The organism is Pseudomonas sp. PL-6, from assembly GCF_054110165.1.
Map to the genome: position 1 here is coordinate 336,161 of NZ_CM134189.1, position 16,256 is coordinate 352,416.

Consider the following 16,256-nt stretch of genomic DNA (forward strand, 5'->3'; position numbering starts at 1 on the left):
AACCCAGCAGAGGTGAGATGAGCGACAAAGACGACGACAAGGTGCGCCTGGACAAATGGCTGTGGGCGGCACGCTTCTACAAGACCCGCGCGCTGGCCAAGGCGGCCATCGAGGGCGGCAAGGTGCACCACCGCGGCGAGCGCTGCAAGCCGGGCAAGGAGCCCAGGGTGGGCGACGAATACGTGCTGCGTACCGGCTTCGACGAACGCACCGTGGTGGTGCTGGCGCTGTCGGCGGTGCGCCGCGGCGCGCCGGAGGCGCAGCTGCTGTATCGCGAGACCGAGGCGAGCATCGCCCGCCGCGAGCAGGCCGCGGCGCTGCGCAAGGCCGGCGCCCTTGGCGTGCAGACCGACGGCCGGCCGAGCAAGAAACAGCGCCGGCAGATCCAGCACTTCAACGAACAGCAGGACGGCGGCCTGCGCCATCCCTGGGCGGACGAAGATTAGGCGCAAGCCTGCAGGAGCGAGCTTTGCTCGCGAACGACGGTAAAAGCTTCGCGAACAGAGCTCGCTGCCACCGTCTCCGTTGTCTTGCGGTTCCGGTTCAGCGCCCGCTGACGATGCTCAGCCGGCCCAGCAGCGGCAACCGGGCCAGTCGCACGGTGATGGGCAGGGTGACCCGCTCCAGCCGCTCGCTGGTGCGCCAGGCCAGCGGCGTGTAGCAGCTCCAGGCCAGCGCCAGCAGGGCCAGCAGCAGGCCGCCGACCAGGGCGTCCGACCCCCAGTGGGCGCCGGCCACCAGGCGCGGCAGCATGCCGATCACGGCAATCGCCCAGACCAGCAGCAGGCGCCAGTTGCGCGCGAAGAAGCTCATGAACAGGGCCCAGATCAGCAGCACCGAGGCATGGTCGCCGGGGAAGCTGCGGCTGGCGCTGTCTTTCATGTCCCAGCGCTCTTCCCAGGCGGGGAACAGCTCGGTCAGGCGCGCGCTGCCCTCGACCACCAGCGAGGCGCTGGGGCGCTGCCAGTCCATGGCCTTGACCAGCTCGGCGAAGCCCACGCGCAACAGCAGCAGGGTGACCAGCGCGACGAGAAAGGCGAACAGCGCGCGGCGCACCTGGACGCCGGCGAACACCAGATCGGCCTTGAGCATCACCGCCAGCAGCACCAGGCCCAGGCCCAGATCTACCGGGCGCATGCTGCCGATAGCCCAGACCTTGGCCCACAGCCCGGCCGCGTGCACCGGGTCGTTGAGCAGGCGGAACAGCCACAGGTCGAAGCCGTCCCAGAGTTGGCGGCTCGGCTGCCACAGCCAGCTGACGAGCAGCAGGGCGGCGGCGAGGTGGCAGATCAGCAGGGCGCGCGGGCGCCAGCGGCGGTTGAACACGGCGGTCGACATCGGAAGTCCCTTTGCAGATTTATGACGGCCCTACCTGGGCGCGCGCATCTTAGGACCTGGTTTTCCCGGCACAAGGCCGGCGGCCGATCGGTTCAGCCGGGGTTCAGCGAGCGGCAGCGATTCCGTGATCGTCCTCACGCGACACCCGGGCCTTGGTTGTCCGGGCATTTGTGCATAAAATCGCCAGCCTTTTTTGCAGACCCAGGCAGGCCAGCCCGCTATGACCGATTTCAGCCAACGCTTTCTCTTCGACGACACCGACGTGCGCGGCGAGATGGTTGCCCTGCGCGAGAGCTACGCCCATGTGCTGGCCAAGCACACCTACCCGCAGCCGGTGGCGCAACTGCTCGGCGAACTGATGGCCGCCGCCGCCCTGCTGGTCGGCACCCTCAAGTTCGACGGCCTGCTGGTGCTGCAGGCGCGCTCCGAGGGGCCCGTGTCGCTGCTGATGGTGGAATGCTCCAGCGCCCGCGAGCTTCGTGGCATCGCCCGTTACGACGACGAGCGGGTCACGGCCGACGCCGACCTGCACGCCCTGATGCCCGACGGCGTGCTGGCGATCACCATCGACCCGGCCAAGGGCCAGCGCTACCAGGGCATCGTCACCCTCGACGGCGTCGACCTGGCCGAGTGCCTGTCCAACTACTTCGCCAGTTCCGAGCAGCTGCCCACCCGCTTCTGGCTCAAGGCCGACGGCCAGCGCGCCCGTGGCCTACTGCTGCAGCAGCTGCCACCGCATCAGCAGACCGAGCCGGAGGCGCGTCAGGAAAGCTGGAACCACCTGCTGACCCTGGCCGATACCCTGTCCGCCGAGGAGCTGCTCGGCCTGGACAACCCGACCCTGCTGCATCGTCTCTACCATCAGGAGACCGTGCGCCTGTTCGACGAGCAGCCGCTGCAGTTCCGCTGCAGCTGCTCGCGTGAGCGCTCCACCAGCGCCTTGGCCAGCCTCGGCCAGGCCGATGCCGAACTGCTGCTGGCCGAGCAGGGCGGCAGCGTGGTGATCGATTGCCAGTTCTGCAACGAACGCTACGCCTTCGACGCCGCCGACATCGCCCAGCTGTTTGCCGGCGGCGGCAGCGAGGCGCCGTCGCAGACCCGGCATTGACTCGATTTTCTGGGCGATAGCCGCTCTCTATCGGATTGGAGGCTGCCAAGCAGTTCGCTTTTCTGGCATACTCCCGCGACTTTTTTACCGTGTAGTGCAGTTGCCCCTGTACTACACAACGTTCGGAAGACTCGGCCAGCGGCCGACGGGGACCCTCATGACGCAAGCCAACAACGCCGTGTACACCGACATCAGCGCCGCGCAACTGGTCGAAGAAGCCATTCGCCGTGGTGAAGGGGAACTGGCCGCCAACGGCGCGCTGGTCGTTCGTACCGGTCATCGCACTGGCCGCTCGCCGGCAGACCGCTTCATCGTTCAGGAGCCGAGCACCGAGGCGCAGATCGCCTGGGGCAACATCAACCGTCCGTTCCCGGCCGACAAGTTCGATGCCCTGTGGGATCGCGTCGCGTCGTTCAACAATGCTCAGGAACATTTCGTCTCCCACGTGCACGTCGGCTCCGCCGAAGCGCACTACCTGCCGGTGAAGATGACCACCGCTACCGCCTGGCAGAACCTGTTCGGCCGTCAGCTGTTCATCAACCCGAGTGCCTACAACCCGGCCGGCAAGGCCGAGTGGGAAATTCTCAACGTCGCCAACTTCGAGTGCGTGCCGGAGCGTGACGGCACCAACTCGGACGGCTGCGTGATCATCAACTTCGCCGCCCGCAAGGTGCTGATCGCCGGCATGCGTTACGCCGGCGAGATGAAGAAGGCCATGTTCTCCGTGCAGAACTTCCTGCTGCCGGAAAAGGACGTGTTGCCGATGCACTGCGCCGCCAACATCGGCGAAGAAGGCGATGTGACCCTGTTCTTCGGCCTGTCCGGCACCGGCAAGACCACCCTGTCCGCCGACGAGTCGCGTTACCTGATCGGTGACGACGAGCACGGCTGGGGCGAGGGCGTGGTGTTCAACATCGAGGGCGGCTGCTACGCCAAGTGCATCGACCTGTCCGAGAAGAACGAGCCGGTGATCTGGAAAGCCATCCAGTTCGGCACCGTGCTGGAGAACGTCGTGCTCGACGACAGCCGTACTCCGGATTACGCCGACGACAGCCTGACCCAGAACAGCCGCGCGGCTTACCCGCTGGAGTACGTCGAGAAGCGCAGCGAGAAGAACCTGGGCGGCGAGCCGAATGCCGTGATCTTCCTGACCTGCGACCTGACCGGCGTACTGCCGCCGGTGTCGATCCTCAACAACGAGCAGGCGGCCTACCACTTCCTGTCCGGCTACACCGCGCTGGTCGGTTCCACCGAAATGGGTTCGGGCGGCGGCATCAAGTCGACCTTCTCCACCTGCTTCGGCGCGCCGTTCTTCCCGCGCCCGGCCGGCGTCTACGCCGAGCTGCTGATCAAGCGCATCAATGCCTTCGGCTCCAAGGTCTACCTGGTCAACACCGGCTGGACCGGCGGTGGCTACGGCGTCGGCAAGCGCTTCAACATCCCCACTACCCGTGGTGTGATCGCCGCCATCCAGAGCGGTGCGCTGGTCGGTGCCGAGACCGAGCACCTGCCGATCATCAACCTGGATGTGCCCAAATCGGTACCGGGCGTCGAGACCAACCTGCTCAACCCGCGCAACACCTGGGCAGACCAGAACGCCTACGACGAAGCCGCCAAGGGCCTGGCCAAGCTGTTCATCGACAACTTCGCCAAGTTCGATGTCAGCGAGGCGATCAAGAACGCCGGCCCGCAGCTCTAAGCTGGCCTGTGGTCTCTGACAAAGCCGCCTTCGGGCGGCTTTGTCATTGATGGACGACGGTTGCTCGTAGGGTGGACATGCCGAAGGCTTGTCCACCATTTTGGATGATGCGCCGTAGTGGCGGACAAGCCTTCGGCATGTCCGCCCTACAGAACTTCGCCTTATCGACTAGGGTTACTTGTCTTATCAGCGGTCAACGGAGTGACAGCTTGTGTCCACCCTCAAACGCGTCTTCGGCTTCGATCGCCTGCGCCCCGGCCAGGAGCAGGTCATCAGCGCCGTGCTCGCCGGTCGTTCGGCGGCGGCGATCTTTCCCACCGGCTCGGGCAAGTCGCTGTGCTACCAGCTGTCGGCGCTGCATCTGCCACACCTGTGCCTGGTGATCTCGCCGCTGCTGGCGCTGATGCAGGATCAACTGGCCTTCCTGCATGCCCATGGCATTGCGGCGGCGAGCATCGACTCGGCGCAGAGCCGCGAGCAGAGCATGGAGGTGATGAACCGCGCGCGCAGCGGCGAGCTGAAGATCCTGATGATCTCGGTGGAGCGCCTGAAGAACGAGCGTTTTCGCAACTTCATAGCCCAGGTGCCGATCTCCCTGCTGGTGGTCGACGAGGCCCACTGCATTTCCGAATGGGGCCACAACTTCCGTCCGGACTACCTCAAGCTGCCCGATTACCAGCGCCAGTTCGGCATCGGCCAGGTGTTGCTGCTCACCGCCACGGCCACGCCGAGGGTGATCGCCGATATGCGCGAGAAATTCGCCATCGCCGAGGCGGACGTGGTCACCACCGGTTTCTATCGGCCCAACCTCAACCTGCTGGTCGAGCCGGTGGCCGGCGCCGCCAAGCTGCGCCGTCTGCAGGACTGGCTGGCGCCGCGCGGCGATCAGGCGAGCATCGTCTACGTCACCCAGCAGAAGACCGCCGAGCAGGTCGCCGAGCGCTTGCAGACGCAGGGCCTGGCCGTCAGCGCCTACCACGCCGGCATGGCCCATGATGTACGTGAGTCGATCCAGCGGCGTTTCATGGCCGGCGAGCTGCAGTGCATCGTCGCCACCATCGCCTTCGGCATGGGCATCGACAAGCGCGATATCCGCAACGTGGTGCACTTCGACCTGCCCAAGTCCATCGAGAACTACAGCCAGGAGATCGGCCGCGCCGGGCGCGACGGCCAGGCCTCGGACTGCCTGGTGCTGGCCAGCCGCGACGGCCTCAGCGTGCTGGAGAACTTCGTCTATGGCGATACCCCGGAACTGGCCGGCATTCGCGCCGTGCTTGACGACCTGCGCGCGGTCGGCACGGGCGGGCAGTGGGAGCTGATGCTGGGCCAGCTCTCCGAGCACAGCAATATTCGCGCGCTGCCGCTCAAGACCCTGCTGGTGCAGTTGGAGCTGCGCGGCATCATCGACCCGCGCTACGCCTACTTCGCCGAGTATCGCTTCAAGCTGCTGCTGGAGGACGAGGCGTTGCTGGCGCAGTTCGAGGGTGAGCGGCGCCGGTTCGTCGAGGCGATCCTGGCCTGCTCGAAGCGCGCGCGGACCTGGTCGACGCTGGACTTCGACGCGTTGTATCAGCAGTACGGCGCCGAGCGCGCGCGGGTGGTCAAGGCGCTGGATTACTTCCAGGAAAAGGGTTGGCTGGAGCTGGAAAGCAAGCAGATGACCGAGGTCTATGCCGTGCTCGATGGCGGCTTCGAGGTCGAAGCATTGGCGGCCGATCTGCACGCGCATTTCCGCGCCCATGAGGCCAGCGAGATCGCCCGTATCCAGGCCATGCTCGCGCTGTTCGAGAGCAACGAGTGCCTGAGCCGGCGCCTGGCGCTGTATTTCGGCGACGAGCAGGCGCCCGAGCGTTGCGGGCATTGCTCGGTGTGTCAGGGGCGGGTCGCCGTCCTGCCGCAGGTGCCCGAGCTGCCGCCGTTGAGCGGTCGCGACGCGCAGGCACTATGTGCGGCCTTCGTCGAGAAGTATCTGCAGCATGCCGGTCACGAACCTGGCCACGAGTGCCTGACGCGCTTTCTCTGCGGCGTGACCACGCCCTTGTTCACCAAGCTCAAGGCGCGCCAGCTGGCCGGCTTCGCCGCGCTGGAGGACTACCCCTACGCCGAGGTGCGTGATTGGCTGACGCTGTAGGGTGGACATGGCGCAGCCTTGTCCACCGTTGTTTTTCCGAGGCGAGCGATGGTGGACAAGTCTTCGGCATGTCCACCCTACGATCCATCACCTGCACAAGGAGTGTGCTTATGTCGAACTACCGGCGGGCCTGGGTGCCGGGCGGGAGTTACTTCTTCACCGTCAATCTGCAGGATCGCCAGAGCGACCTGCTGGCTGGCGAGATCGATTCGTTGCGGCGTGCCGTGGCAACCACCAAGGCGCGCCATCCCTTCGCCATCGATGCTTGGGTGGTGCTGCCCGAGCATATGCATTGCCTGTGGACGCTACCGCCTGGCGACAGTGACTTCGCCAAACGCTGGATGGTGATCAAACAACTGTTCTGCCGCGGTCTGCCGGTGACGCGCGAGCCGGGCATACGGCGCGAACGCGGCATCTGGCAGCGCCGTTATTGGGAGCACCTGATCCGCGATCAGGACGATTGGCAGCGGCATTTCGATTACATCCACATCAACCCGGTCAAGCACGGTTGGGTTGGCCGGGTGCGCGATTGGCCCTATTCCAGTTTCCACCGAGCGGTGCGCGAGGGCCTGTATCCGCTGGATTGGGCGGGGGATATCGAGGTGGAGGTTCCCGGAGGCGATTGATCCGTTCGGCGCATGATTGGTGGACAAGCCTTCGGCATGTCCACCCTACGATGGGGGGCGATGTAGGGTGGATATGGCGCAGCCTTGTCCACCGCCGCGCTTAGCGGTGGCGCTGCCCTTCGCTCAGCGTCCAGTGCACCAGCTCGCGGGACAGTTGATCCCCCGCCTGGCCGAAGGCGGCGACCACTGCCGGCACCGAGGCGTCGCTGGCCGGCCGGGTCGCGCTGAAGCGGCGGCTGGCGAGGATGCGTTGGTCGCGCGCATCGACCAGGCGCACGTCGAGCTGGATCAGCGCCTCGGGCCGCTCGCCCTGGTACTGGCTGTGGAAGGCACGCAGCTCGCTGACCAGTTCCAGGTCGGCCTGAAGGCGTTGGGCGTCGCTGCTCAGGGCGCGGATGCGGCCGTCGTCGTGGAAGGCGTCGAGCAGGCGATCGCGCAGCAGCTGCGGGGTGCGCTCGCTCCAGCGCACGCCCTGGTAGGTATTGACCCGGCCGGGCTCGGGCAGCACGACGATGCGCGTGCCGTCGAGCAACTGGTTGCTGCTGGGACTACCCACCCGCAGCGCCCAGTCGACAGCGCCCGGCTGCGCCGGCAGCGGACTGGCCGGCAACAGGTAGACGTCCAGCGGTTCGCTCTGCGGCAGGATCGAGCAGGCGCCGAGCAGGGCGGCGGCCAGCAGCAGGGACAGGCGCTTCATGGTTGGAACTCCTTGATGCTGTCGTTGCGCAGCAGGTAGCCGGTGGGGTCCCGTTCCAGGCGCTGGGAGAAGCTGCGCAGGGCGCCGAGGGTGTCGCGCAGCTCGCCGATCGCCGGGCCCAGTTCGCCGAGGCCCTGCAGGCCGCTGTCCAGCGCGCTGCGATTGCTTTCCAGCAACTGCTCGATGCTGCGGCTGCTGCGCTCCAGCGAGGCCATCAGGCTCTCGGCGTTGTCCAGAGCCTGGCTGCCATGGCCGTCGAGCAGGCGGTTGGCGGTGCGCATCAGTTCGGCCGCCTCGCGGGTGGCGGCACCGGCCTGCTGCAGGGCGGCGCCGAGTTCGTCGCGCTGGCCGGCGAGGCCGGCGCTGGCCTGTTCCAGGTTGTCCAGGGTGCGCGCCACGCGCTCGGCGTTCTCGCGCGAGAGCATGCGGTTGGCGCGGTTGAGCAGGCGGGTGATGTTGACCACCAGGTCCTCGCCGTTGGCCATCAGCCGGGACAGCGGCGAGCGGTCGGCGATGATGATGCCCGGTTGGCCGTCCTCGCCTCGCAGCGGCGGGCTCTCCGGGCTGCCGCCGTGCAGCTGGATCACCGCCAGGCCGGTGATGCCGGTGATCGACAGGCGCGCGCGGGTGTCCTGCTTGATCGGCGTGTGGCCGACGATGCGGATGCGCGCGCGCACGGTGCGCGGATCGTCCGGGTCGAGGCCGAGGCTGATCACGTCGCCGACCTTGATCCCGCTGTACTGCACCGCGCTGCCCTGCGACAGGCCGCTGACCGCCTCGTTGAAGATCACCTCGTAGTCGGTAAAGGCGCGCTCGGCGCCGGCCTTGTTCAGCCACAGGGCGAACAGCAGCGCGGCGCCCAGCGTGAGCACGGTGAACAGGCCGATCAGCACGTGATGGGCTCTGGGTTCCATTTATCCACCCCCTGCCGCCGTGGCGGCCTGTGCAGCCGCGCGTCCACGCGGGCCGTGAAAATATTGCTGAATCCAGGCGTCGTCGGTAGCGGCCACCACCTCCAGGCGGTCGGCCACCAGCACCTTCTTCTGCGCCAGTACGGCGACCCGGTCGCAGATGCTGTACAGCGTATCCAGGTCGTGGGTGACCAGAAATACGCTGAGTCCCAGGCTGTCGCAGAGGGTGCGGATCAACTGGTCGAAGGCCGCCGCGCCGATGGGGTCGAGGCCGGCGGTGGGCTCGTCGAGAAACAGGATATCCGGGTCCAGCGCCAGGGCGCGGGCCAGGGCGGCGCGCTTGACCATGCCGCCGGACAGCGAACTGGGGTACTTGTCGGCGGCGTCCTGCGGCAGGCCGGCGAGGGCGATCTTGACCCGCGCCAGGCGCTCGGCGCTCGCGCGCGACAGGCCGGCGTGCTCGATCAGCGGCAGGGCGATGTTCTCGCCGACGGTCAGCGAGGAGAACAGTGCGCCGCGCTGGTAGAGCACGCCGAAGCGCCGCTCCAGCTGCGAGCGGCGCTCGGCCGGCAGGCTCAGCAGCTGTTCGCCGAACACCCGCACGGTGCCGGCATTGGGTTGGCGCAGGCCGACGATGCTGCGCAGCAGCACGGACTTGCCGGTACCCGAGCCGCCGACCACGCCGAGGATTTCGCCGCGATAGAGGTCGAAGTCCAGGTGCTGGTGGACCACCTGGCTGCCGAAGCGGTTGCACAGGTCGCGCACCTCGATGATGGTTTCGCGGCTCACCAGCCCATCTCCATCAGGAACAGCGCCGCCAGGGCGTCGAGCAGGATCACCACGAAGATCGACTGGACCACCGCCGAGGTGGTGTGCTCGCCCACCGACTGCGCGCTACCGCTGACCTTGAAGCCTTCCAGGCAACCGATCAGGGCGATCAGGAAGGCGAAGATCGGTGCCTTGAGCAGGCCGACCAAAAAATGCCGCAGCAGGTCGCTGTCGTGCAGGATCGACAGGTACATGGTCGGCGAGATGTCCAGGCTCAGGGCGCAGACCAGGGCGCCGCCGAGCATGCCGCTGAGCATGGCGATAAAGGTCAGGATCGGCAGGGCGATAAGCATGGCGAACACTCGCGGCAGCACCAGCAGCTCCACCGGGCTCAGGCCCAGGGTGCGGATGGCGTCGATCTCCTCGTTGGCCTTCATCGAGCCGATCTGCGCGGTGAAGGCGCTGGCGGTGCGCCCGGCCATGAGGATGGCGGTGAGCAGCACGCCGAATTCGCGCAGGAAGGAGTAGGCCACCAGGTTGACCGTGTAGATGCTGGCGCCGAACTCGGCGAGGATGGTGGCGCCGAGAAAGGCCACCACGGCGCCGACCAGGAAGGTCAGCAGGGCGACTATGGGCACCGCGTTGAGGCCGCACTGCTCCAGGTGCGCGGCCAGCGAGGTCAGACGCCAGCGCCGCGGCTGCGGCAGTATTCCCAGCATCCCGCTCAGGGTCAGGCCCATAAAGCCGAGCAGCGCCCGGCCCTGGTGCCAGAGGCCCTCGACCACCTCGCCGATATGCCCGAGCACTTCGCGCAGCACCGAGGGCGCCGGCGGCGGTTGCGCCTGGCGGCTGCCGGCCATGGCATCGGCCACCGCCAGCAACAGGGCGCGGCGCTGCGCGCCGAGTTCGGCCTGCTGCGCCAGCTGGCGCAGGCGCGCACTGCCGAGCAGTTCCAGCAGCAGCGCGGCGCCGGCGGTGTCCAGCGCCGCCAGTTCGCCCAGGTCGACGGGGGTCTCGGCCGCCAGGCGCTCGCGCAGCGCCAGCACCTGGGGTTCGAGGTGGCTGTAGTGGGCCAGCGTCCAGTCGCCGCCGATGCGCAGGCCGCTGGCGGCATCCGTGCGGCTGGTCTGGAGCGGGGTCAGGTAGGGCCTGGTCATGGCCCACAGCTTAGCCCTGCCCGGGCTCGCCCGGCCAGTGGCGCGCGGCGAGCGCGCTTACAGGCAGTTGCAGGTCGAGTTCAGACAATCGCGCTGCGGGTTGCGGCTCTAGGCTGGGCGGGCTTTGTCATCTGTCTCAAGGAGCTCCCATGCAACCTATCACCGTATTGCGCGACACCCAGCCCGTTCCCGTGCTCGACGCCTGCAAGTGGCAGCGTCTGGACGGCGAGCCGCACACCGTCAACCTCAACGCCTACACCTCGGAAGACGGCAAGAAGATCATGGGCACCTGGATCTGCACCCCGGGCAAGTGGCGGGTGGCCTACGACAAGTGGGAGTACTGCCACTTCCAGGAGGGCTACTGCATCATCACCCCGGACGGTCAGGAGCCGATCCACCTGCGCGCCGGCGATATCTTCATCGTCGAGCCGGGCATGTGCGGCACCTGGGAGGTGGTGGAGACGGTGCGCAAGTATTTCGTCTTCGCCTGAGCCGGCAACACCAAAGATCGGCTGACAGCACGATGGGCTAAGGTAAAGCTCTGTCACCCTTAGTGCAGGGCGAGCCCCCATGTCCATCGAACACCTGGATGTCCTGATCGTCGGCGCCGGCCTGTCCGGGGTCGGCGCCGCCTGTCACCTCAAGCGCCTGTGCCCGGGCAAGCGCGTCGCCGTCCTCGAAGGGCGCGAGGCGCTGGGCGGCACCTGGGACCTGTTTCGCTACCCGGGCATCCGTTCCGACTCGGACATGTACACCCTGGGCTACACCTTCAAGCCCTGGAGCGACCCGCAGGCCATTGCCGACGGTCCGGCGATCCGCCGCTATATCGAGGACACCGCGCGCGAGCACGGCGTCGACCGGCTGATCCGCTACCGCCACCGCGTGCTCGAGGCCGACTGGTGCAGCGCCAGCGCCACCTGGCAACTGCTGGTGCAGCGCGGCGACGAGGCCGAGCCGCTGCGTCTGAGCTGCCAGTTCCTGATGATGTGCACTGGCTACTACCGTTACGAGGCCGGCTACACCCCGGATTTCGCCGGGCGCGAGGATTTCCGGGGCAGCTTCATCCACCCGCAGCTATGGCCGCAGGACTTCGATTACGCCGGCAAGCGCGTGCTGGTGATCGGCAGCGGCGCCACCGCGGTGACCCTGGTGCCGGCGCTGGCCGAGCGCGCCGCGCAGGTGACCATGCTGCAGCGCTCGCCCAGCTACGTGATCAACCTGCCGCAGCGCGATGGCCTGTCCAACGCCCTGCGCCGGGTGCTGCCGGAAACCTGGGTGTACCGTCTGGCGCGCGGGCGCAACGTGAGCCTGCAGCTGCTGTTCTACAAGCTGGCCAAGGCCTGCCCCAACCTGGTCCGCCGGCTGCTGCTGGGGCTGGTGCGGCGCCAGCTCGGCGCCGGTTTCGACATGCGCCATTTCAGCCCGTCGTACAAACCCTGGGACCAGCGCGTCTGCGCGGTGCCGGACGGCGACCTGTTCCGCGTGCTGCGCCAGGGCAGGGCGGCGGTGGTCACCGCCGAGATCGAGCGCTTCACCGCCGGCGGCGTGCGGCTGACGAGCGGCGAGGAACTGCCCGCCGACGTCATCGTCAGCGCCACCGGCCTGCAGCTGCAGCTGTTCGGCGGCATCGCGGTGCGCGTCGACGGCGCGCCCTTCGAGGCGCCGCGCAGCATGGGCTATCGCGGCATCATGCTGCGCGACCTGCCCAACCTGGCGGTGATACTGGGCTACACCAACGCCAGCTGGACGCTCAAGGCGGACCTGTCCAGCGAATACTTCTGCCGCCTGATCCGCCACCTGGATGCCATCGGCATGCGCCAGGCGACCCCGCGCGATAGCACGGGCGACGTACGCCCGGCCCCCTTTCTCGACCTCAAGTCCGGCTATATCGAGCGCGCCGCCCACCTGCTGCCGGCGCAGGGCGACCGCGCGCCGTGGAAGCTGCACCAGAACTACGCCCTCGACCTGGCGCTGCTGCGCTACGGCAAGCTGGAGGACGGCTACCTGCAGTTTTCCCAGCCGAGCGCCGCGCAGGACGAGGCGCTGGCGCCCTCCTGAACGGCGCCGGCCATGGCGATTTTCCTACAGCGACTGACGCCGTTTAGCGGCTTAACGATCTGGCACTGCGCCACTACACTTTTGCCGACTGTGTCACGGATGAACCTAGTGGCGTCATAGCACTTTGCCTTGCGCCAAACCCGCCTGAGAAGGACCCGGCCATGAAGGAACAGCGTCACCTGCCCGCCCTGCGCGCCCATATCGAGCAACTGCTGAACAAGGGCTGGGTCATCGCCAGCCGCAGCCCGCTGACCCTGCAGAACGGTCACCGCTGCTACCTGGTATCCCACGGCATGCTGATCAGCGAGTCCACCAGCCGGGCCGCCTGAGCCGTCCCGCGCATTGTTCCCAACCGCTGCGCCGCCTTCCCCCCCTTGGCGCGGCGGGGCTTTTGGTTACCGGATATTGCATCCGCTGCCCGTCCGTTCGCCTCTGCGCCTCCCTGAACAGGGGGCTTTAGCCCTTTCGCGTTTCCCTGCACCTGCCCTCCCGCGCCCGGCAACGCCTTGGTCTGCGCGGCGTCTGTGCCTATAACGAACGGATCGCGTTCGTCCCATCACAGAGGAGCCACGCCATGCCCAGTCGCCGCCGCTTTCTCCAGCACAGCGCCAGCCTCGCCGCGCTGACCGCGTTGATGCCCTGGCTGCCCGCCGGCGCATTCGCCGCCGGCAGCCTGTTGCAGCGCCAGATTCCCAGCAGCGGCGAGCTGCTGCCGGTGATCGGCCTGGGCACTTCGCGCACCCACGACGTGGCCCTGAGCGAGGCGGCGCTGGCGCCGCTGCGCGAGGTGCTGCGGACCCTGGTCAACGGCGGCGCCAGCCTGATCGACACCGCGCCCAGCTACGGCCGCGCCGAGGCGGTGTGCGGCGCGCTGGCGGCCGAGGACGGCCTGCGGCGCAAGCTGTTTCTCGCCACCAAGGTGTCCTCCACCGGGCGATCTGCCGGCGAGCGCCAGCTGGCGGCCAGCTTCGCCGCGCTCAAGACCGACACCCTCGACCTGGTGCAGGTGCACAACCTGCAGGACACCGCCACCCAGCTCGGCCTGCTGCGCGAGCTGAAGCAGCAGGGGCGGGTGCGCTATATCGGCATCACCCACTATCTCGACTCGGCCCACGAGCGCCTGCTCGAGGTGCTGCGTCGCGAACCGGTGGATTTCGTCCAGTTCAACTACTCCATCGGCGAGCGCAACGCCGAGCGCGAGCTGCTGCCCTACTGCGCCGACAAGGGCATCGCCACCCTGATCAACCGCCCCTTCCAGCGCGCCGCCCTGTTCGACCGGGTGCGCGGCCAGGCGCTGCCGGACTGGGCCGCGGTGGAGCTGGACGCCAGCTCCTGGGCGCAGCTGATGCTCAAGTACATCCTCGCCCACCCGGCGGTGACCGCGGTGATTCCGGCCACCTCCAACCCGCGCTACATGGCCGACAACCTGCTGGCCGGCCAGGGCCGCCTGCCCGACGCGGCGCAGCGTAAGCGCATCGCCGAGCTGTTCGCCTGAGATGACGGCGCTCGAGCGGCGCCTGGCGCGGGCGATCAATGCCGAGGCGCAGGAGCTGGCGGCGGTGCTGGCCGGCTTCGCCCTGTTCTTCTGCCTGTTCGCCGGCTACTTCATGTTGCGGCCGATTCGCGAAGCCATGGGCATCGCCGGCGGGGTAGAAAACCTGCAGTGGCTGTTCAGCGCCACCTTCGTCGCCATGCTGCTGGCGGTGCCGCTGCTGGCCTGGCTCAACTCCAGGGTGCCGCGCATCCACTTCATCGACTGGGTGTACGGCTTCTTCGGCCTCAACCTGCTGGCCTTCGTCCTGCTGTTTCGCCTCGATCACGACAGCGTCTGGCTGGCACGGGTGTTCTACGTGTGGATATCGGTCTACAACCTGTTCGTCATCTCGGTGGCCTGGAGCCTGATGGCCGACGTGTTCGACGGCGCCCAGGCGCGCCGGCTGTTCGCCTTTATCGCCGCCGGGGCCAGCGTCGGCGGGCTGTGCGGCCCTTTGCTGAGCGCGCTGCTGATCGGCGCGCTGGGCGAGGCCGGGCTGATGATGCTGGCCGCCCTGCTGCTCGGCGCGGCCATGGCGCTCAAGCGCTACCTGATGGCCTGGCGCGCACGCGCCGGCGCCGGGCGCCCCGGCGCGACGCCCAGCGAAAGCCCGCGGCGGCCGGTGCCGGGCAATCCCTTCAGCGGTCTGACCCGGGTGCTGGGCTCGCGCTATCTGCTGGGCATCGCCGCCTTCGTCCTGCTGCTGACCTCGGTCAGCACCTTCCTCTACTTCGAGCAGGCGCGTCTGGTGGCCGAATTGTTCCCGGATCGCGCCGCCCAGGTGCGGGTGTTCGGCGTGATCGACTTCCTCGTGCAGGCCGGCGCGCTGACCGCGCAGCTGTTCGTCACCGGGCGGGTGGCGCAGCGGCTCGGCGTGCGTGTGCTGCTGTCCGCCGTGCCGGCGCTGGTCTGCCTGGGTTTTCTCGGCCTGGCGCTGGCGCCGACCTTCGCCGTGCTGGCGGCGCTGATGATAGTGCGGCGCATCGGCGAATACGCCTTCGTCCGGCCGGGGCGCGAGATGCTCTTCGCCCCGCTGGACGCCGAGAGCAAGTACAAGGCGAAGAACTTTATCGACACCCTGGTCTATCGCGGCGGCGATGCCCTGAGCGGCTGGGCCAAGGCCGGGCTGGACCTGCTCGGCCACGGCGCCTGGCTGGTGGCCATGGTCGGTGCGCTGTGCGCCGCGCTATGGGGCGTGCTCGGCTGGTACCTGGGCGGGCGCGCGGATCGCCAGGCGCAAAGGTCGGGCGGGTGAAACGTCATTGAGGGGCTCCCGTCCTACGCCACTGCGACGATTTCCTCGATCAGCCACTGCAGCGCGGCGTCGCGCTGACGTTGCGCCAGGCTGACGATCTCCAGGTGGAAGGGGCCCAAGGCGAACGGCAGGTCGAACAGCTCAAGCGGCAGCAAGGTGGCGAAATGCCGGGCCAGGGCGGTGGGCAGCACCGCCGCCAGCTCGCTGCCGGCGACTATGTGCGCCGCCTGCAGGTAGTTCGGTGTGGTGTAGAAGATCTGCCGCGACAGGCCCTGTTCGCCCAGCCACTGATCGACCATGCCGCGGGTCTGCCCGCCGTGCACCCAGAGGTGACGCAGGCGCAGGAAGGTCTCCAGATCCAGGCTGCCCTGGCGCAGCCGCGGATGCTCGCGGCGCACCGCCAGCTTGAGCGTCTCGCTCATCCAGTGGCGACGGGCGAAACGCGCCGGCATCTCGTCGAAACGGCCCAGCACCAGGTCCAGCTCGCCCTTGTCCAACGCCTCCATCGGCAGGCTGGGGCTGAGGTGGCGGATGTCGATGCCGATGCCCGGCGCCTTCTGGCTGAGGCGGTCGAGCAGGCGCGGCATACACACCAGCTCGACGTAATCGGTGACGGCGATGCGAAAGCGCTGGCGGCTCTCGCTCGGCTCGAAGGCCTCGCCGGCGCTCAGGCTCTGCTCCAGCTGACGCAGCGCGCTGCGGATCGGCGCCTCCAGCGCCAGCGCCCGCGGTGTAGGCTGCATGCGCCGGCCGACGCGGACCAGCAGCGGATCGCCGAGCAGTTCGCGCAGACGCCCCAGGGCATTGCTCACCGCCGGCTGGCTCAGCGCCAGGCGTTCGGCGGCGCGCGAGACGTTCTGTTCGCGCAGCAGGGCGTCGAGCACGCGCAGCAGGTTGAGATCGAAGTTGGTGAAATTCATCTACTGAATACGTCGTATCACAAGACTAAATTTCAAAAATAGTAGCGGCTTGCT

General features: G+C 67.9%; 16 protein-coding genes. 10 read left to right on the forward strand and 6 right to left on the reverse strand.

Going from position 1 to position 16,256, the window contains the following annotated elements; translation table 11 throughout:
• Positions 1 to 17: 17 nt before the first annotated feature.
• A complete protein-coding gene (hslR, locus tag ACW9UL_RS01530) occupies positions 18 to 446 on the forward strand; it encodes an Hsp15 family ribosome-associated heat shock protein (protein WP_397495724.1) in 429 nt (142 codons plus the stop codon).
• A 97-nt stretch (positions 447 to 543) separates the two neighbouring features.
• Here hslR and ACW9UL_RS01535 read toward each other — a convergent pair whose 3' ends face one another.
• Positions 544 to 1,338: a phosphatase PAP2 family protein gene (locus ACW9UL_RS01535; protein ID WP_457788620.1), complete on the reverse strand. Its 795-nt coding sequence runs from the start codon at positions 1,336 to 1,338 to the stop codon at positions 544 to 546.
• Positions 1,339 to 1,558: 220 nt separating this feature from the next.
• Between ACW9UL_RS01535 and hslO the strand changes: the two genes are divergently transcribed.
• The 4 genes from hslO to ACW9UL_RS01555 all read left to right on the forward strand — a co-directional run bounded on the left by hslO (position 1,559) and on the right by ACW9UL_RS01555 (position 6,902).
• Positions 1,559 to 2,446, forward strand: a complete 888-nt coding sequence (hslO, locus tag ACW9UL_RS01540) for an Hsp33 family molecular chaperone HslO (RefSeq protein ID WP_457788621.1) — start codon at positions 1,559 to 1,561, stop codon at positions 2,444 to 2,446.
• Positions 2,447 to 2,603: 157 nt separating this feature from the next.
• On the forward strand, positions 2,604 to 4,145 hold the full coding sequence (locus ACW9UL_RS01545) for a phosphoenolpyruvate carboxykinase (RefSeq protein WP_457788622.1): 1,542 nt from the start codon (positions 2,604 to 2,606) through the stop codon (positions 4,143 to 4,145).
• Between the two features lie 211 nt (positions 4,146 to 4,356).
• Positions 4,357 to 6,276, forward strand: coding sequence for a RecQ family ATP-dependent DNA helicase (locus ACW9UL_RS01550; protein WP_457788623.1), 1,920 nt, complete (start codon positions 4,357 to 4,359; stop codon positions 6,274 to 6,276).
• Between the two features lie 110 nt (positions 6,277 to 6,386).
• Complete coding sequence (locus ACW9UL_RS01555; protein WP_457788624.1) at positions 6,387 to 6,902, forward strand: REP-associated tyrosine transposase; 516 nt, start codon at positions 6,387 to 6,389, stop codon at positions 6,900 to 6,902.
• A gap of 100 nt (positions 6,903 to 7,002) precedes the next feature.
• Here ACW9UL_RS01555 and ACW9UL_RS01560 read toward each other — a convergent pair whose 3' ends face one another.
• Genes ACW9UL_RS01560 through ACW9UL_RS01575 form a run of 4 tightly spaced genes read right to left on the reverse strand, consistent with a single transcriptional unit; the run spans position 7,003 to position 10,435 of the window.
• Positions 7,003 to 7,599, reverse strand: a complete 597-nt coding sequence (locus ACW9UL_RS01560) for an ABC-type transport auxiliary lipoprotein family protein (RefSeq protein WP_457788625.1) — start codon at positions 7,597 to 7,599, stop codon at positions 7,003 to 7,005.
• On the reverse strand, positions 7,596 to 8,513 hold the full coding sequence (locus tag ACW9UL_RS01565; RefSeq protein ID WP_457788626.1) for an MlaD family protein: 918 nt from the start codon (positions 8,511 to 8,513) through the stop codon (positions 7,596 to 7,598). The genes ACW9UL_RS01560 and ACW9UL_RS01565 overlap by 4 nt, the downstream gene beginning before the upstream one ends.
• Positions 8,514 to 9,299 (reverse strand): ABC transporter ATP-binding protein, encoded by a 786-nt coding sequence (locus ACW9UL_RS01570; RefSeq protein WP_457788627.1) that lies wholly within the window; start codon positions 9,297 to 9,299, stop codon positions 8,514 to 8,516.
• Positions 9,296 to 10,435 (reverse strand): MlaE family ABC transporter permease, encoded by a 1,140-nt coding sequence (locus ACW9UL_RS01575; protein ID WP_457788628.1) that lies wholly within the window; start codon positions 10,433 to 10,435, stop codon positions 9,296 to 9,298. The genes ACW9UL_RS01570 and ACW9UL_RS01575 overlap by 4 nt, the downstream gene beginning before the upstream one ends.
• A 149-nt stretch (positions 10,436 to 10,584) precedes the next feature.
• Here ACW9UL_RS01575 and ACW9UL_RS01580 point away from each other — a divergent pair, with 149 nt between their 5' ends.
• From ACW9UL_RS01580 to ACW9UL_RS01600, 5 genes are all read left to right on the forward strand, one after another.
• Positions 10,585 to 10,926: a cupin domain-containing protein gene (locus ACW9UL_RS01580; RefSeq protein WP_021444215.1), complete on the forward strand. Its 342-nt coding sequence runs from the start codon at positions 10,585 to 10,587 to the stop codon at positions 10,924 to 10,926.
• A gap of 79 nt (positions 10,927 to 11,005) precedes the next feature.
• Positions 11,006 to 12,493 (forward strand): flavin-containing monooxygenase, encoded by a 1,488-nt coding sequence (locus ACW9UL_RS01585; protein WP_457788629.1) that lies wholly within the window; start codon positions 11,006 to 11,008, stop codon positions 12,491 to 12,493.
• Positions 12,494 to 12,654: 161 nt separating this feature from the next.
• Positions 12,655 to 12,822 carry a hypothetical protein gene (locus ACW9UL_RS01590; protein WP_397495732.1) on the forward strand — a complete coding sequence of 56 codons (168 nt, stop codon included), beginning with the start codon at positions 12,655 to 12,657 and terminating at the stop codon, positions 12,820 to 12,822.
• A 245-nt stretch (positions 12,823 to 13,067) separates the two neighbouring features.
• Positions 13,068 to 13,988, forward strand: a complete 921-nt coding sequence (locus ACW9UL_RS01595; RefSeq protein ID WP_457788630.1) for an aldo/keto reductase — start codon at positions 13,068 to 13,070, stop codon at positions 13,986 to 13,988.
• A 1-nt stretch (position 13,989) separates the two neighbouring features.
• Entirely contained in the window at positions 13,990 to 15,282 is a 1,293-nt protein-coding gene (locus ACW9UL_RS01600; RefSeq protein ID WP_457788631.1) for an NTP/NDP exchange transporter, read from the forward strand.
• 23 nt (positions 15,283 to 15,305) lie between these two features.
• On the opposite strand, the gene ACW9UL_RS01605 is transcribed toward ACW9UL_RS01600, so the two are convergent.
• Positions 15,306 to 16,202 carry a LysR family transcriptional regulator gene (locus ACW9UL_RS01605; protein WP_457788632.1) on the reverse strand — a complete coding sequence of 299 codons (897 nt, stop codon included), beginning with the start codon at positions 16,200 to 16,202 and terminating at the stop codon, positions 15,306 to 15,308.
• Positions 16,203 to 16,256 lie beyond the last annotated feature (54 nt).

Excerpts from the sequence above, each read along its gene's own strand:
- hslR (WP_397495724.1), top strand. The coding sequence starts at position 18 with ATGAGCGACAAAGACGACGACAAGGTGCGCCTGGACAAATGGCTGTGG.
- ACW9UL_RS01535 (WP_457788620.1), bottom strand. The coding sequence starts at position 1,338 with ATGTCGACCGCCGTGTTCAACCGCCGCTGGCGCCCGCGCGCCCTGCTG.
- hslO (WP_457788621.1), top strand. The coding sequence starts at position 1,559 with ATGACCGATTTCAGCCAACGCTTTCTCTTCGACGACACCGACGTGCGC.
- ACW9UL_RS01545 (WP_457788622.1), top strand. The coding sequence starts at position 2,604 with ATGACGCAAGCCAACAACGCCGTGTACACCGACATCAGCGCCGCGCAA.
- ACW9UL_RS01555 (WP_457788624.1), top strand. The coding sequence starts at position 6,387 with ATGTCGAACTACCGGCGGGCCTGGGTGCCGGGCGGGAGTTACTTCTTC.
- ACW9UL_RS01560 (WP_457788625.1), bottom strand. The coding sequence starts at position 7,599 with ATGAAGCGCCTGTCCCTGCTGCTGGCCGCCGCCCTGCTCGGCGCCTGC.
- ACW9UL_RS01565 (WP_457788626.1), bottom strand. The coding sequence starts at position 8,513 with ATGGAACCCAGAGCCCATCACGTGCTGATCGGCCTGTTCACCGTGCTC.
- ACW9UL_RS01575 (WP_457788628.1), bottom strand. The coding sequence starts at position 10,435 with ATGACCAGGCCCTACCTGACCCCGCTCCAGACCAGCCGCACGGATGCC.
- ACW9UL_RS01580 (WP_021444215.1), top strand. The coding sequence starts at position 10,585 with ATGCAACCTATCACCGTATTGCGCGACACCCAGCCCGTTCCCGTGCTC.
- ACW9UL_RS01585 (WP_457788629.1), top strand. The coding sequence starts at position 11,006 with ATGTCCATCGAACACCTGGATGTCCTGATCGTCGGCGCCGGCCTGTCC.
- ACW9UL_RS01590 (WP_397495732.1), top strand. The coding sequence starts at position 12,655 with ATGAAGGAACAGCGTCACCTGCCCGCCCTGCGCGCCCATATCGAGCAA.
- ACW9UL_RS01595 (WP_457788630.1), top strand. The coding sequence starts at position 13,068 with ATGCCCAGTCGCCGCCGCTTTCTCCAGCACAGCGCCAGCCTCGCCGCG.
- ACW9UL_RS01600 (WP_457788631.1), top strand. The coding sequence starts at position 13,990 with ATGACGGCGCTCGAGCGGCGCCTGGCGCGGGCGATCAATGCCGAGGCG.
- ACW9UL_RS01605 (WP_457788632.1), bottom strand. The coding sequence starts at position 16,202 with ATGAATTTCACCAACTTCGATCTCAACCTGCTGCGCGTGCTCGACGCC.